12 protein-coding genes are annotated in these 15,716 nt (G+C 69.2%); 1 reads left to right on the top strand and 11 read right to left on the bottom strand.

Going from position 1 to position 15,716, the window contains the following annotated elements; translation table 11 throughout:
- The 11 genes from HRL41_RS00545 to HRL41_RS00495 form a co-directional block, all read right to left on the bottom strand.
- On the bottom strand, positions 1-1,277 hold a 1,277-nt coding region (locus HRL41_RS00545; RefSeq protein ID WP_172135022.1), incomplete at its 3' end, for an FtsW/RodA/SpoVE family cell cycle protein.
- Between the two features lie 12 nt (positions 1,278-1,289).
- Positions 1,290-2,783, bottom strand: a complete 1,494-nt coding sequence (gene murD / locus HRL41_RS00540; RefSeq protein ID WP_172135021.1) for a UDP-N-acetylmuramoyl-L-alanine--D-glutamate ligase — start codon at positions 2,781-2,783, stop codon at positions 1,290-1,292.
- A 1-nt stretch (position 2,784) separates the two neighbouring features.
- Positions 2,785-3,831, bottom strand: a complete 1,047-nt coding sequence (gene mraY, locus HRL41_RS00535) for a phospho-N-acetylmuramoyl-pentapeptide-transferase (RefSeq protein WP_172135020.1) — start codon at positions 3,829-3,831, stop codon at positions 2,785-2,787.
- A gap of 1 nt (position 3,832) precedes the next feature.
- Positions 3,833-5,446, bottom strand: a complete 1,614-nt coding sequence (gene murF, locus HRL41_RS00530) for a UDP-N-acetylmuramoyl-tripeptide--D-alanyl-D-alanine ligase (protein WP_172135019.1) — start codon at positions 5,444-5,446, stop codon at positions 3,833-3,835.
- A gap of 3 nt (positions 5,447-5,449) precedes the next feature.
- Positions 5,450-7,033: a UDP-N-acetylmuramoyl-L-alanyl-D-glutamate--2,6-diaminopimelate ligase gene (locus tag HRL41_RS00525; RefSeq protein ID WP_172135018.1), complete on the bottom strand. Its 1,584-nt coding sequence runs from the start codon at positions 7,031-7,033 to the stop codon at positions 5,450-5,452.
- Positions 7,034-7,040: 7 nt separating this feature from the next.
- Positions 7,041-8,831, bottom strand: a complete 1,791-nt coding sequence (locus tag HRL41_RS00520; RefSeq protein ID WP_253904612.1) for a penicillin-binding protein 2 — start codon at positions 8,829-8,831, stop codon at positions 7,041-7,043.
- 13 nt (positions 8,832-8,844) lie between these two features.
- The gene (locus HRL41_RS00515) at positions 8,845-9,306 is read right to left on the bottom strand and encodes a cell division protein FtsL (protein ID WP_172135017.1); all 462 of its coding nucleotides are present in this window, start codon (positions 9,304-9,306) and stop codon (positions 8,845-8,847) included.
- A gap of 54 nt (positions 9,307-9,360) precedes the next feature.
- Positions 9,361-10,320: a 16S rRNA (cytosine(1402)-N(4))-methyltransferase RsmH gene (rsmH, locus tag HRL41_RS00510; RefSeq protein WP_172135029.1), complete on the bottom strand. Its 960-nt coding sequence runs from the start codon at positions 10,318-10,320 to the stop codon at positions 9,361-9,363.
- An 18-nt stretch (positions 10,321-10,338) separates the two neighbouring features.
- Positions 10,339-10,818 carry a division/cell wall cluster transcriptional repressor MraZ gene (locus HRL41_RS00505; protein WP_172135016.1) on the bottom strand — a complete coding sequence of 160 codons (480 nt, stop codon included), beginning with the start codon at positions 10,816-10,818 and terminating at the stop codon, positions 10,339-10,341.
- Between the two features lie 441 nt (positions 10,819-11,259).
- Positions 11,260-12,171, bottom strand: a complete 912-nt coding sequence (locus HRL41_RS00500; protein ID WP_172135015.1) for a site-specific tyrosine recombinase — start codon at positions 12,169-12,171, stop codon at positions 11,260-11,262.
- A gap of 65 nt (positions 12,172-12,236) precedes the next feature.
- A complete protein-coding gene (locus HRL41_RS00495) occupies positions 12,237-13,838 on the bottom strand; it encodes a CTP synthase (protein ID WP_172135014.1) in 1,602 nt (533 codons plus the stop codon).
- Between the two features lie 230 nt (positions 13,839-14,068).
- On the opposite strand from HRL41_RS00495, the gene HRL41_RS00490 reads away from it, so the two are divergent.
- Positions 14,069-15,550, top strand: coding sequence for a DUF1846 domain-containing protein (locus tag HRL41_RS00490; RefSeq protein WP_172135013.1), 1,482 nt, complete (start codon positions 14,069-14,071; stop codon positions 15,548-15,550).
- Positions 15,551-15,716: the final 166 nt, after the last annotated feature.

The raw sequence follows: 15,716 nt of genomic DNA, 5'->3' as shown, positions 1-15,716 counted from the left end.
ACGAAGCGGGCGCCCGAGCGCGGGCGCGACGAGCCTCCGCGCGAGCCCGAGCGGCCCGGCGCACGCGACGCGGCGCGCCCGGGATCGCCGTTCGCGCGCACCACGCGCAGATCGGCGCGGCGCTGCTCGTACACCGACGGGGCGTCCGCGGCCTGCGCCACCGACAGGATGAGCCCCACCATGCTGAACGACACGAGGAGCGACGTGCCGCCCGACGAGATGAACGGCAGCGGCTTTCCCGTGGTGGGGAACACGCCGATGGTGCAGCCGATGTTCAGGAACGCCTGGAACACGAGCATGATGGCGAAGCCGCCCGCGATGAGGGCGCCGAACTCGTCCGGCGCGCCGTTCGCGATGCGCAGGCCCGCGAACAGGATCACCAAGAACAGCGCGATCACGACGAGCGCGCCGAGCATGCCGAGCTCCTCGCACACGATGGCGAAGATGAAGTCGCTGTCGGAGGCGAACAGGTAGTCGAACCGCTCGTGGCCCTGCCCGACGCCCACGCCGAACAGGCCGCCCTCCGCGATGGCGTAGTACGAGCGGATGATGTTGTAGCCGGTGCCGTAGCCGCCCTGGCCGTCGTTCCACGGGTCGAGGTAGACCATGCGCCCGCTGCGGTAGTCGCTGCCGAAGATGGCGTAGAGCACGAACAGCACGCCGAGGACGCAGAGCGCCGCGAGGTACTTCGCCGGCACGCCGCCGAGCCACAGCACCGCCACGATGCCCACGGCGCAGATGAGCGTGGTGCCCAGGTCGGACTGCGACACGTACAGGAACAGCAGCGGCGCCAAGATGAGCAGCAGGATCTGCACGAGCATGGCGCGCGGCTCCATCGAGCCGGAGCGCACGTCGCAGATCACGCGGATGGACATGAGCAGGAAGGCCACCTTGGCGACCTCGGAGGGCTGCAGGCTGATGGGCCCGAGGGACAGCCAGCGCGTGGCGCCGTAGCCCTCGCTGCCCATGAGCGCCGTGAGGGCCAGGAGCACGAGCGCGACGCCCCACGCCGCCCACGTCCACGCGCCGTTCCACACGTGGTACGGGATGAGCTTCCACACCGCCACCATGACCACGACGCCGAGCACCGCGTAGATCGCCTGGCTCCTCACGTCGGCCCACGGCACCTCGCCGGCGCCGGCGAGCGAGGCCGACGAGGCCGAGTACACCATCACGAGCCCGATCACCGTGAGGGCGATCGTCGCGAGGAGCAGCAGGACGCACGGCCCCTGCGCCCCGAGGAAGCTGGCGGACCTCTGTCGCGCGGATGACGCCATCAGGCGCTCCCGCTAGCGGGTCGCGCGCGCGGCGCGCTCGGCCACGAGATGCTTGAAGACGCGTCCGCGCTCCTCGAAGCAGCTGAACTCGTCGAACGACGCGCATGCCGGGGAGAGCACCACCACGTCGCCCGCCTGCGCGAGCGCCAGCCCCGCGTCGAGCGCGGATTCCATGCCGGCAGCCTCCTCTACGGCGATGCCGTCGGCGCGCAGAGGCTCCATGGCCGCGCGGAAGCGCTCGCGCGCTTCGCCGAAGCACACCACTCCCTTGGCGTGGACGCGGCAGGCGTCCACGAGCGGCCCCAGGTCGGTGCCCTTGTCGCGCCCGCCGAGCAGGATGACAGGGCGCGCGGGCTCGAACGCCGCGATCGCCTTGAGCACCGCGTCGACGTTGGTGGCCTTCGAGTCGTTGTAGCAGCTGACGCCGCCAACGCTCCCGCACGGCTCGATGCGGTGCTCGAGCGGCGCGAAGCTGGCGAGAGCGCGTGCGACCGCGTCGGCCCCGGCCCCGAGCGCCACGGCGCACGCGGCGGCCGCCAGCGCGTTCGCCACGTTGTGCGCGCCCTTGATCTGGAGCTCGTCGCGTGCGGCGAGCACGGCCTCCTCGCCGCGCAGGGCCACGCGCAGGCGCCCGTCGGCGCCCACGAAGGCGGCGTTCTCCGCGCCGCACGCCGCGCGCATGTCGGCGTCCACGCCGCGCGCGGTGCCCACGGGCACGTAGTCGAACCCGCGCTCCTCGCGCGAGAGCGCCTTGAGCGCGCGCACCTTGGCGCGCACCTCGTCGTCGGTGGCGTCGAGCACGGCCACCCCGCCGGGCACGCTGCCCAGGTTGGCGAGCACCTTCCACTTGGCCGCGGCGTAGTTCTCGTGCGTGCGGTGCCACTTCACGTGGTCGGGCGTGATGTTGAGCACCACGGCCACCTGGGGCGCGAACGCGCACGTCGACGCCAGCTGGTAGGAGGACACCTCGGCCACGTAGACGTCGGCGTCGTCCGCCGCCACGGCCTCGATGCACGTGTCGCCGATGTTGCCCACCGCCCGCGCGCGCATGCCGCACGCCGCGAGCACGTGGGCTGCGAGCGCCGTCGTGGTGGTCTTGCCGTTCGTGCCCGTGATGGCCACCCACTTCGACTCCGCGCGGCTCTCGCGCCATGCGAACTCAACCTCGCTGATGACCTCGTCGCTGTGCGCGGCGGCGTTGCGGTAGAACGCCGAGAACTCCGAGATGCCCGGGCTCGCGACGCACACGTCGTAGCGCCCCGTGATCTCCTCGGTGTCGAAGGTCACCTCGGCGCCGCGCGCCTGCGCCTCGCGCGCCCACGCGCGCGCCTCGTCCGTCGCCGCGCCCGCCGCCACGGACATGCTCTCGACGCGCGTGCCGAGGCGGTCGAGCAGGTAGCCCGCGCATGCGCGCCCGCTCACGCCGAGCCCCAGCACGAGCACGCGCCCGAGGTTCTCGGGCGCGAGCTTCCTGCCGTCAACCAGCTTCTTTCCGCTTGCGCTCATATCAAGCCACCACCATCATCGACTCGGCGAAGTACAGCACGAAACCACAGGCCGCGAGCACCCCCGACACGATCCAGAACCGCACGACCACCTTCGTCTCGCTCCAGCCCTTCTTCTCGAAGTGGTGGTGGAGCGGCGCCATGAGGAAGACGCGCTTCTTCGTCCGCTTGTAGTAGAACACCTGGATCATGACCGAGAGCGCCTCGGCGACGAACAGCCCCCCGATGATGATCACCACGAACTCGGTCTTGGTGACCACCGCCAGGCACCCGAGCGCCATGCCGAGCGCGAGCGAGCCCGTGTCGCCCATGAAGATGTCTGCCGGGAAGGAGTTGAACCACAGAAAGCCGATGCACGCGCCCGCGAGCGCCGCCGCGAAGATGGCGGGCTCGAGCAGGTCGGAGCGGTACGCGATGGCCGCCATCACGATCATCACGATCATCACCGTGCCCGCCGCCAGGCCGTCGAGGCCGTCGGTGAGGTTCACGGCGTTGCACAGGCCCACGAGCAGGATGAGGTCGAATACGAGGTAGAGCCACGGGACGGCGATGCCGTCGCCGATGGGGATGACGGTGGTGAGGACGCCGAGGTCGAACGTGTAGACGAAGGGGATCTCCACCGTCGGCGCCACGCCGAGCAGGTTGACCGCCACCTCGACGAACACGGCCGCGATGACGAACTGGCCGATGAGCTTCGCCTTCGGCGTGAGGCCGAGCGAGCGCTCATGCGCCACCTTTGACGCGTCGTCGATGAGCCCGAGCGCGCCCGTGAGCACCGTGGCGCCGAGCAGCAGCAGCGTCTCGGGCACGGGAAGCCCCACGAGCAGCGCCGTGACGATGACGGCGATGAGCATGATGACGCCGCCCATGGTGGGCGTGCCCTGCTTCACGAGGTGGCTCTGGGGGCCGTCGGCGCGCACCTGCTGGCCGATGTGGCTCGACCTCAGGAAGCGGATCCACGCCGGCATGAGGGCGATGGTGAGCACGAGCGACAGCACGATGGCCAGAAACACCAGAAACGTCGGATATGCTGCGAAAATAGAGAACATGCTAGTTAACCAACCCTTCGACCACGCGGGTAAGGCCCATGAAGTGGGACGCCTTGACGAGCACCGCGTCGCCCTTCTCCAGATACACGTCGAGCTCCTCGAGCACCTCGGCCACCGTGTCCGCGCGCATGACGCGCGCGGGGTCCATGCCGGCGTCGAGCGCGCCCTGAGCGATGCCGCGGGACAGCTCGCCCACGCAGATGAGCAGGTCGAGCGGCAGGCCCGCCGCCACCTCGCCGATGCCGCGGTGGCACGCGGGCGCGAAGTCGCCCAGCTCGCCCATGTCGCCGAGCACCGCCACGCGCCGCCCGGGCACGTCGAGCGCGCAGAACGTGGAGAGCGAGGCGCGCATGGAGTCGGGGTTGGCGTTGTACGCGTCGTTCACGATGCTGAAGCCCCCGCGCGCCGCGAGGACCTCCTGCCGCCCGCTCTCGGGCACGGAGGACGCGAGCGCTGAGGCGATCGCGCCAAGGCCGATGCCGAGCGAGCGCCCCACCGCCGCGGCGGCGCAGGCGTTGCCCACGTTGTGCAGGCCGCGCAGGCTCAGGTGGCACGTCGCGCGCTCCACCGCGAAGGCGGGCTCGGGGGCGGATGCGGCCGCCTCGCGCGGGGCCGCGCCGGACGTGACTGACGCGGCCGCCGTCTCCGCGCCTGCGTCGGCGCTCGGCACGGCGGCGAACCCGCAGGCGCACAGCGTGAAGCGCGGGCGCCCCTCGCCGTCGAGCTCGACGTCCTCGGCCCACACGCGCGGGCCCGCGGGCAGATCCACGTTGTCGGACGCCAGCACGGCGGCCGGCACCTCGCGCGCATGCCCCGTGCAGCTGAACGCCGCGTGCCCGCTGCCGTCGTAGGCGACGCACGCCACCGCGCGCTCGGAGAGGCCCGCGCGCTCGGCGATGGAGGCCGCGAAGTCGTCGGCCGCGTTCAGGAACGCGCGGCCCACCCCCGCGGGCAGCGCCTCGAGGAGCTCCGCCTTGGCGCGCGCGATGTTCTCGCGGCTGCCCAGAAGCTCGATGTGGCTCTCCCCCACGTTCGTGACGATGCCCCACTCCGGGCGCACCACCTCGCACAGCTGCGCGATCTGGCCTAAGCCCCGCATGCCCATCTCCACCACCACGCACTCGGTCTCGGGGTCGGCGGCGAGCAGCGTGCGCGGGACGCCCAGCTCGTTGTTCTGGTTGGCCTTCGTGGCCACCACGCTCCTGCCCGCGCGGGCCACGTCGCGCACGAGGTTCTTCGTGGTGGTCTTGCCCGTCGACCCGGTCAGCGCGACGATGCGGCCCCTGAGGTGGCCGCGCCACTCGCGCGCCAGGTCGGTGACGGCGCTGTAGGTGTTGGGGACCTCGATCACCGAGGCGCCCATCTCGCGCGCCAGAAGGCGCGTCTCGCGGTCGAGCGCGTCGCACACGAGCGCCGCGCGCGCGCCGGCGCGCAGGGCGGCCGCCACGAAGTCGTGCCCGTCGACCCGCTCGCCCGAAAGCGCCACGTAGAGCCAGCCCGGCTCGATCTCGCGCGAGTCCCACGAGACGCCGCAGACGAGCTCGGAGGCGTCGATGGGATCGACGACGAAGCTGCCTCCCGTGTAGGCGGCGATCTGCTTGTGGTTGAGGCGCATAGGCTACTTCACCTCGGTCGCGTCATGCGGCTGCGAGCCGTCGGCCGCGTCGGCTACGTCAGCCGCGCCGGCCCCTTCGCCGTCAGCCGCGCCGGCCGCGCCGGCCCCTTCGCCGAACGCGCGCGTGAGCTCCTCGGCGGCCACCACGCGGTCGTCGAAGGAGAGCACCTCGTCGCCGACGAGCTGGTAGTCCTCATGCCCCTTGCCCGCGACCAGGATGCTGTCGCCCGGCTCGGCGAGCGCGATGGCGCGCGCGATGGCGCGTCGGCGGTCGGGCTCCACCTCGAAGCGCCCCGCGCCCTCGGTCATGCCGGCCAGGATGTCGTCGATGATGCCGAGCGGGTCCTCGTGCCGCGGGTTGTCGCTCGTGACCACGGCGAAGTCGGCTGCCAGGGCCGCGCGTCCCATGATGGGGCGCTTGCTCGCGTCGCGGTTGCCGCCGCAGCCGAACACCACGAGGGTGCGCTGCGGCGAGAGCGCCTTCACCGACGAGAGCGCCTTGGCGAGCGCGTCGGGGGTGTGCGCGTAGTCGACGTAGACCGACACGCCGCCGTCGGCGGGCACCTTCACGCGCTCGAGGCGGCCCGGCACCGACGGCACGTCGGCGAGCGCCTCCACGATCACCTCGGGGGCGATCCCGAGCTGCATGCCGATGCCGAAGGCGCACATGACGTTCTCCACGTTGAAGCGCCCCACGAGCGGGTAGGTGAAGTCGAAGCGGCGGCCGCGCACGTCGAGCACGACGCGCGTGTGCGCCGCGGCGTAGTCGACCTCGACGGGGAAGATCTGCGCCGAGGAGTCGAAGCCGAACGTGATGACGGCGTCGCCCGCCGCCGAGCAGCGGCGCAGAAGCTCGAGGCCCCACTTGTCGTTCACGCTGATCACGCGGCGCGCCGGGTAGTCGCGCGAGAACAGGAGCGCCTTCGCCTCGAAGTAGGCGTCGAAGGTGTGGTGGTAGTCGAGGTGGTCCTGCGTGAGGTTCGTGAACGCCGTGACGGCGAACTGCGTCCTCCACGTGCGCACCAGGTCGAGCGCGTGCGAGCTCACCTCCATGGCCACCACGTCGCAGTGCGCCGCGCGCATGCGCGCGAACGTCTCCTGCAGGTCGGGCGACTCGGGCGTGGTGTGCTCGGAGCGCTCCTGCACGTCGCCGATGCGCGTGCCCACGGTGCCGATCACGCCGGTGCGCTTGCCCGCCACGCGCGCGATGTGCTCCACCAAATACGTGGTGGTGGTCTTGCCGTTGGTGCCGGTGATGCCCACGAGCTGGAAGGCGGCCGACGGCTCGTCGAAGAAGCGCGTCGCCGCGTACGCCATGGCCTTGCGGCTGTCCGACACCACCACCTCGGTGACGTCGGTGGCGTCAGCCAGGTACACCTTGCGCTCGACCACGAGCACGCGGGCACCGCGGTCGATGGCGTCCTGCGCGAACGAGTGGCCGTCGGTGGTGAGCCCCACGATGCAGAAGAACACGTCGCCCTCGCTCACGCGGTCGCTGCGGTAGGCGAGCCCGGTCACTTCCTCGTCCGCGTTACCGATGATGGTGCATTCAAGCCCCTCGAAGAGCTCGGCGCATGTCTTGCCCATGATTCGCTCATACCTCCGGCACGATGTTGTACTGCTCTATGGCATTCGCCATTATATCCTTAAACGTAGAGGCCACCGAAGCCTCGCTGTAAACCTCGTTGGCACTCACAAAACAAACTAACTGGCTCGAGGAGTTGTCGATGAAGCCGGTGAAGCACAGGTTGTACTTGCCCGCGACGTAGCCGCCGTCGCCGGCGATCTCGGCCGTTGAGGTCTTGCCCACCACGTCATAGCCCTCGATGTCGGCGGCCGTGCCCGTGCCCTCCTGCACCACCGTGCGCAGCATGCTCTTGATCTGCTCGAGGGCGCCCTCGTTGTCGATCACGCGCTTGGCCTCGTACTCGGGCACCTCGCCGGTCTGCGGGTAAGAGATGAGGAAGTGCGGCGTCACCGCCACGCCGTCGTTGGCGATGGTCCCGTAGAAGCGCGTCATCTGCAGCGGCGAGCAGGTGAGGCCCTGCCCGAAGCTCACGTTGTAGCCGGTGATGCGCGCCCACTCGTCGAAGTCCTGCATGAGGCCCGGCGCCTCGCCGGGGTAGTCCACGCCGGTGGCCTCGTTCAGCCCGAAGCGCACGATGGCGTCGTGGAGCTTGTCGAAGCCGACCTTGTTGATGGCGAGCGAGATGCCCACGTTGGAGGACTTGTTGAGGATCTCGCGCAGCGTCATGGTCACGTCGCCGCGCGCGTGCGCGTCGGAGATCTCGTACTCGTCAGCCTGGATGTAGCTCGGGCAGAAGAGCATGTCCTCCGAGGTCATGGCCCCGGACTCGAGCACGGTGAGCGCCGAGACCGTCTTGAAGATGGAGCCGGGCTCGAACGCCTGCGTGACGGCCGTGAGGTTCTCCGAGCCGACGTCGGACTCCTCGAGGTTCGTGGGGTCGAGGTAGGGCAGCGAGCAGATGGCGTAGATCTCGCCCGTGGCGGCGTCCATCACCACCGAGTTGCCCTTCTCGCCCGCGATGGCGGGGTCCTCCACGCCCGCCTTGAGCGCGTCCTCCACCACGTGCTGCAGCTTGATGTCGAGCGACACCATGATGTCCTGCCCGTCGACGGCCTGCGTCTGCTCCTTCACGCCGCCGGGGATGGGCGTGCCCTTGCGCCCGCGCTCGGCCTCGTAGGTGCCGGGCGTGCCGCGCAGGACGTCGTCGTACTGCAGCTCGAGGCCCGTGATGCCCTCGCCGTCGACGTTGCAGATGCCGATCACCTGCCCGCCCACGGCGCCGTTGGGGTACTCGCGCCGCGTGTCCTCGATGAAGTAGATGCCGTCGAGCTCAAGCTCGCGCAGCCGCTCGGCCTTGTCCACGTCGGCCTGGCGCTTCACGTAGACGAAGGTGGCGCCGGGCGTGCTGAGCGCCTCCTTGTAGTCGGCCACCTCGCCGCCGAGCACCGAGGCGATCTTGTTGGCCTCGTAGCTCGCGTCGGTCACCTCGGCGGGGTTCGCGTAGACGGTGGTGGCGTCGACGCTCGTGGCGAGCACCACGCCGTTGCGGTCGTAGATGGTGCCGCGGCGCGGCGTGGTGTCGAAGCTCACGGTGCGCGACTCGCTCGCCAAGGCGGCGTAGTGGTCGCTCACGATGACCTGCAGGTAGAACAGCCGCGCGAAGAACACGACCACGATGATGCCGAACAGCGCCATGACGAAGGCGAGGCGCGCCGAGCCCATGGCCTCGGTCAAGGCCCCGAACTGGGTGTTCACGGTGTCGGAGAAAGAAGAAGCGCGACCAGCCCTGTGGTCGCGCGCGCTGCGGGCCTCACGCGAGCCGCGGCGGTCGCGCGTGTTGCGGGGACGGGACGTCAAGGGAAGCCCCCTCTCACATGCCCGCGACGGCCGCGACGCTGCCCGAGAGCGAGAGCGCGCCTGCCTCGTCGGTGACCACCACGTCGGCAGGCAGGTTGACCTTCACCGTCTCGGCTGCCGGCGCCATGCCGAGCGCCGCGGCGGCGCCCTTCACGGCCGTGGGGTTGGAGAGCGTGCTCTGCGCGACCTCGAGCTGGCTGCCCGCCACGCGGGCCTCCTCGATCTGCGCGCTGAGCTGCTGGGATTCTATCGCGGTGGCCACTGTCGCCGAGCTCAGGGCAATGCGCGCGACGCTCAGGAGCGCGAACGCCAGAAGCGCGGCAACTGCCACCTTGGCGAGGACTGCCACAGAAGAAGAGCGCGGCTCGCTCTGGACGGAGCGGCCGCGACCGGGCACGACGCTGATGTCGGGGCGCGCATGCCGCTCGCGCTCCAGGGCGCGCGCTTGGAAGTCGTACGCTGGCGCTGCGCTCATGGGCCTGCCCTCCTTCTGCTTCGTTTCGTGTGCGTTTCAGCGGGCGAGAAGGACTCAGGCGCGCTTGCGCGCCACGCGCAGCTTGGCGCTGCGGGCGCGCGGGTTGCGCTCGACCTCCTCGGGCGTGGGCGGAAGCGGCTTGCGCGTGACTATGTCGAGTACCGGCTTCTTGCCGCACACGCACACCGGAAGGTCCGGCGGGCAGGTGCAGCGGTTCGCGAACGCCGCGAACGCGTCCTTGACGATGCGATCCTCCAGGGAGTGGTAGCTGATGACGGCTATGCGCCCGCCTGGGTTGAGCCAGCGGACCGCCGCGTCGAGACCGCGGCGCAGGACGGTCAGCTCCGAGTTGACTTCAATCCGAAGCGCCTGGAAGGTGCGCTTGGCAGGGTGCCCCCCGGCGCGGCGCGCCGAAGCGGGGATGGCTGCCTTGATCACGTCGACCAGCTGCCCGCTCGTCTCAAGCGGCGCGTCCTCGCGAGCGCGCACGATGAACTCGGCGATGCGGCTCGCCCACTTCTCGTCAGAGTAGGCGCGAATGATCCGAGCGAGATCTGCTGCGTTGTAGGTGTTGACGATCTCTGCTGCGGTGAGGGTGGTGTTACCCGGATCCATTCGCATGTCGAGCGGGGAATCCTCCTTGAAGGAGAACCCGCGAGACGGCGTGTCGATCTGCACGGAGGAGACGCCCAGGTCAAAGAGTATCGCATCAATGCCGGGGACCTCTGTCTCCACGAGAAGCTCGTCGAGGCTGCCGAAGTTGCCGCGCAGAAGCTCCAAGCTCGGGCGGCGATCATCGGGTATCTGGCCGAGGCGCTCGGCGGCGCTTGCGAGCGCCACCTCGTCCTGGTCGATGCCGATGAGCACGCCTTCGCTTCCAAGCCGCTGCGCCGCCTCGAAGGAGTGGCCGGCGAAGCCCAGGGTCGCGTCAACGAACACGTCCCCCGCTTCGAGCCTCAGCTGCTCGAGGCATTCGGCGAGCATGACTGGTATGTGCCGGTATTCGCTTGTCATCACGCTCACGTCTTACGACTAGTCCTCGTAGAACATCGACGGGTCGAAGTCCTCGAAGTCCTCGTCGTAACGCTTCGCGTCCCAGATCTCAAAGTAGCCCGTGTTGCCCACGAGCACGACGTCCTTGTCAATGCCGACTGCGCTGCGCACGTCCGCCGAGAGCATGATGCGCCCGGAGGAGTCCACCTCCACGTCGGCAGCGCGCGACTTCAAGAAGCGGCGCGCCCTGGTGTGGGTGCGGTTCGTCGAGCGGAACTCGCCGAACTTCTCGGCGAGCATCTGCTTGACCCAGTCGTCGAAGATCGGTCGGTCGAAAACGCGAACGTACTCGTCCGTGGGGTCGGGGGTTACGATAAGCTCTGTAGGAAGTACCTTGCGGAATTTCGCGGGAAGGGCCATGCGGCCTTTGCTGTCGACCTTGAAGCGAAACGAACCGTACAGCTCAACGGGATCATGCGGTTGAGCGGTGCGTTGCGCCTCTGTGACGGCGTCGGCCATGGGGTCCTTTCCGTGCTGCGTTTAGGCTGGGTTTCGAATCGTGTTGGTGGTGCGTTTCAAAATCCCGGCAAGGTAGTGTTCCGTGGAATGCATATTACCCCACATCGACCCACTTCGCAACATTTTGCTGCACCTAAAGTGCTTTTTCGAGCCACTTTCGGCGCGGCGGGCGGAGGCTCCGAAGCCGCGCGGCGTGCCGCAATATAGCGGCGTTTCAACGCGTTTTGAGCTTGTTAGCACTATATGTTGTGGTACTCCTTTTCGCTCTCCACCCTATCTGGGAAGGCGGTGGGGCGAAGTGGGGCGCGCGGCGGTGCTAAGCGGGGCTTGGGGCGCGCATGACGCGCCCACCCGACCGTCATCCGCCCGTCACCGCGCCCCTACGCTCCCTCCACATTTCGGGCCGCCAGAGCCAGCGAGCGGCAAGGAGCGCGCGAGCCCCTACCCCTTCGCGCGCGGGTGGGCGGCGCGGTACTCCTCCTGCAGGTGGGTGCGGTCGACGTGCGTGTAGATCTGGGTGGTGGAGATGTCGGAGTGGCCGAGGATCTCCTGGATCACGCGCAGGTCGGCGCCGCCCTCGAGCATGTGCGTCGCGAACGAGTGGCGCAGCGTGTGGGGGTGCAGCCCCGCGATGCCGACCGCCGCGCCCGCGCGCTCCACGATGCGGTGGACGCCTTGGCGCGAGAGCCGCCCGCCGCGCGCGTTCAGAAACACCGCAGGCAGGTCGGCCGCGCGCGGGGAGGTCGCCTTCATGCTGAGCGCCGGGCGCGCCTCGGCCAGGTAGCGCCCGAGGCTCTCCGCCGCGCAGCCCGACAGCGGGGCGACGCGCTCCTTCGCGCCCTTGCCCACCACGCGCACGAACCCCTCGTCGAGGTACACGCTGCCCACGTCGAGCCCGCACGCCTCGCTCACGCGCAGGCCGCAGCCGTAGAGCACCTCGAGCAGCGCGCAGTCGCGCACGCCTGCGGGCGCGGGGTCGCAGCACGCGTCGATCACCCGGCCCACGTCGGCGATGCTCAGCACGTCGGGCAGCCGCCCGGGGACCTTCGGAAGCGCCAGCGCGCTCGCCGGGTTGTCGGCGGCGTAGCCCTCGCGCGCCAGGTAGCGGTGCAGCCCCTTCACCACCGACATCCGCCGCTTGACCGACGAGGGCGCGTAGCCGCGCGCGATCACGTGCTCCTCGAAGTCGCGCAGCACCTCGCGCGTCACCTCGTCGGGGCGCTCGATGCCGCGCTCGGAAAGGAACGCCTGGTAGTCGCGCAGGTCGCGCTCGTACGCCTCCACGGTGCGCGCCGAGGCGCCGCGCTCGATGCGCAGGTACGCCACGTACTCGCCCACGTATGTCTCGATCATCGCGCCGCCTCCTTCCGTCACGCGCCCTTCCCCACGTGCCGTCAATTGTAGCGCGGCCTCCCGCCCTACCCGCGCGCGGACAGGGCGGCTCCCACGAAGTCGCGGAACAGGGGGTGCGGGCGGTGCGGGCGGCTCTTGAACTCGGGGTGCCCCTGGCTGGCCACGAACCACGGGTGGTCGGGCAGCTCCACCATCTCGGTGAGGCGCCCGTCGGGCGAGAGCCCCGAGATCACCATCCCCGCGCCCACGAGACGGTCGCGGTAGGCGTTGTTCACCTCGTAGCGGTGGCGGTGCCGCTCGTAGACGACCGCCTCGCCGTACGCCGCGGCCGCGCGCGTGCCGGGAAGGACCTTGCAGGGGTAGGCTCCCAGGCGCATGGTGCCGCCCTTGTCCTCCACGTCCTCCTGCTCGGGCATGAGGTCGATCACGGGGTGGGCGCACGCAGGGTCGAACTCGGCCGACGTGGCGCCCTCGAGCCCCGCCACGTGGCGCGCGAACTCGCACACCGCCGCCTGCAACCCCAGGCAGATGCCCAGGTAGGGCACGTCGTGCTCGCGGGCGTAGCGCGCCGCGGCGATCTTGCCCTCGAACGCCCGCTGCCCGAAGCCGCCCGGCACCAAGATGCCGTCCATGCGCCCGAGCACCTCGGCCGCGTTGGCGTCGGAGAGCTCCTCGCCGTCGACCAGGCGCACGTTCACGTGGCGCCCGTGGTGCACGCCCGCGTGCCCGAGCGCCTCGATCACCGACAGGTACGCGTCGGGCAGGCTCACGTACTTGCCCACCACGGCGATCTCCACCTCCCCCTCGCAGCTCGCCGCGTCGCGCAGAAAGCCGCGCAGGTCGCTGAGGTCGGCGCAGCGGCGCTCGAGCCCCAGGCGGTCAAGCACCTTCGCGTCGAAGCCCTGCTCGAACAGGCTCAGCGGCACCTCGTAGATGGAGGGCGCGTCGATGCAGGCGAGCACCTCGTCGGCGGCCACGTCGCAGAACAGCGCGATCTTCTCGCGCACCTTCGCCGAGATCTCGTGGTCGGACCTGCAGACGATGAAGTCGGGCTGCACGCCGATGGAGCGCAGCTCCTTCACCGAGTGCTGCGTGGGCTTGGTCTTCACCTCGTGCGCGGCCGCGATGTAGGGCACGAGCGTCACGTGCACGAAGATCACGTCGCCGGCGGGCTTCTCCTTCTTGAACTGGCGTGCGGCCTCGATGAACGGCTGGCTCTCGATGTCGCCGATGGTGCCGCCGATCTCCGAGATCACGATGTCGGCGCAGCTCTGGTCGGCGATCCGGCGCAGGCGCTCCTTGATGGCCTCGGTCACGTGCGGGATCACCTGCACGGTGCCGCCCAGGAAGTCGCCGCGGCGCTCGCGCGCGATGAGCGTCTGGTAGATGGAGCCCTGCGTGAAGTTGGACTCGCGCGTGAGATTCTCGTCGATGAAGCGCTCGTAATGCCCCAGGTCAAGGTCGCCCTCGTGCCCGTCCTCGGTCACGAACACCTCGCCGTGCTGGAACGGGCTCATGGTGCCGGGGTCCACGTTGAGGTAGGGGTCCATCTTCTGCATGGTCACCTTGTACCCCCGCGCCTTCAGCAGATGCCCGAGCGACGCCGCCGTGATGCCCTTGCCCAACGACGACACGACGCCGCCCGTAACGAAGATGTGCTTGGCCATGATGCTCTCCTTCCCGCCTGAAAAAGAAAAAGCGCCGCACGGCGCCGTCATGAGACGCCCTGCAAACGCCTTTCTATTCTACGAGCCGCCCCGCCCGCGCTCCCCGCGCGCCTCCTGCTTTTTACAAAGGCGAAACGAAAGCGCGGCCGCCTTCGCTATAATACGTTGGTACGCGCTATTCGTGCGTACGCCTCCACTGACAAGCACGACGAGAAGGGGCAGGCCCACACATGCAGCGCGGCTTCGACAACGACAAGTACATCACCCTGCAGGCAGAGCACATTCGCGAGCGCATCAACCAGTTCGGCGGGAAGCTCTACCTCGAGTTCGGCGGGAAGCTCTTCGACGACTACCACGCCTCCCGCGTGCTGCCCGGCTTCGAGCCCGACTCCAAGATCCGCATGCTCAGAAGCCTCATCGACGACGTGGAGATCGTGATCGCCGTCAACGCCAACCACATCGAGAAGGCGAAGGTGCGCGGTGACCTGGGCATCACCTACGACGACGACGTGCTGCGCCTCATGGACATCTTCCGCTCCATGGGCTTCATGGTGGGCAGCGTGGTCATCACGCACTACGCCAACCAGCCCGCCGCCGACGCGTTCCGCAAGCGCCTCACGTCCATGGGCATCACGAGCTATCTGCACTACCCCATCACGGGCTACCCCTACGACATCGACCACATCGTGAGCGAGGACGGCTTCGGCCGGAACGACTTCGTGGAGACCTCGCGCCCGCTCGTGGTGGTGACCGCGCCCGGCCCCGGCTCGGGCAAGATGGCCACGTGCCTCTCGCAGCTCTACCATGAGAACAAGCGCGGCGTCGTGGCGGGCTACGCCAAGTACGAGACGTTCCCCATCTGGAACCTGCCGCTCAAGCACCCCGTGAACATCGCGTACGAGGCCGCCACGGCCGATCTGGCCGACGCGAACATCATCGACCCGTTCCACCTGGAGGCCTACGGGAAGACCACCGTCAACTACAACCGCGACGTGGAGATCTTCCCCGTGCTCAAGGCCATGATGGAGCGCATCCTCGGCGAGAGCCCGTACCAGTCCCCCACCGACATGGGCGTGAACATGGCCGGCATGGCCATCGTCGACGACGACGCGGTGCGCGCGGCGGCGAACATGGAGATCGTGCGCCGCTACTTCCAGACCGCCGTGAAGGCCAAGCGCACGGGCACGGGCACCGAGGAGGTGGAGAAGCTCGAGATGCTCATGAACCAGGCGGGCATCAACGCGAACCTCTCGCCGGCGCGCTCGGCGGCGCTGCTGAAGGAGGAGATGACGGGCGGCCCGGCGGGCGCGATGGAGCTGCCGGACGGCACGGTGGTCACCGGCAAGACGGGAAACCTGCTCGGCGCGGCCTCGGCGCTGCTGATGAACGCGCTCAAGGGCGTCTCCGGCGTCGACGACGAGCTCTACGTGATCTCCGACGACGTGCTCGAGCCCATCTGCCACCTCAAGACCGAGCACCTGAAGAGCCAGAACCCGCGCCTGCACTCCGACGAGACGCTGCTGGCGCTCTCGATCAGCTCGGTCACCAACCCCATGGCCGAGCGCCTCATGGAGAACGTGGACAAGCTGCGCGGCTGCGACGCCTACTTCAGCGTGATCATCTCGTCGACCGACGAGAAGCTCTACCGCACGCTCGGGATCAACGTCTGCTGCGAGCCGAAGTACGAGCAGCACCGCTACTACCATAAATAGGGGGGCTACCCGGAAAGCCTCACTCGTCGTTCGTAAAGTCAGCGAGGGTTCTTGCGGTGCCTGAGATAGCCCCGCCGCAGGGCCAAGTGGGCTCCGCCCACGCCGAGCCCTGCACAAGGGGCTAGGTTAGGTGCCGCAAGAAGCCGCAGCGTCGAGCAGTTCCGCC

It is taken from the genome of Adlercreutzia sp. ZJ473 (assembly GCF_013185065.1).
In the GTDB taxonomy this organism is placed as follows: Bacteria; Actinomycetota; Coriobacteriia; order Coriobacteriales; family Eggerthellaceae; genus CAAEEV01.
The sequence above is the reverse complement of the archived record's forward strand: the minus strand, read 5'-3'. Positions and strand labels throughout refer to the sequence as shown.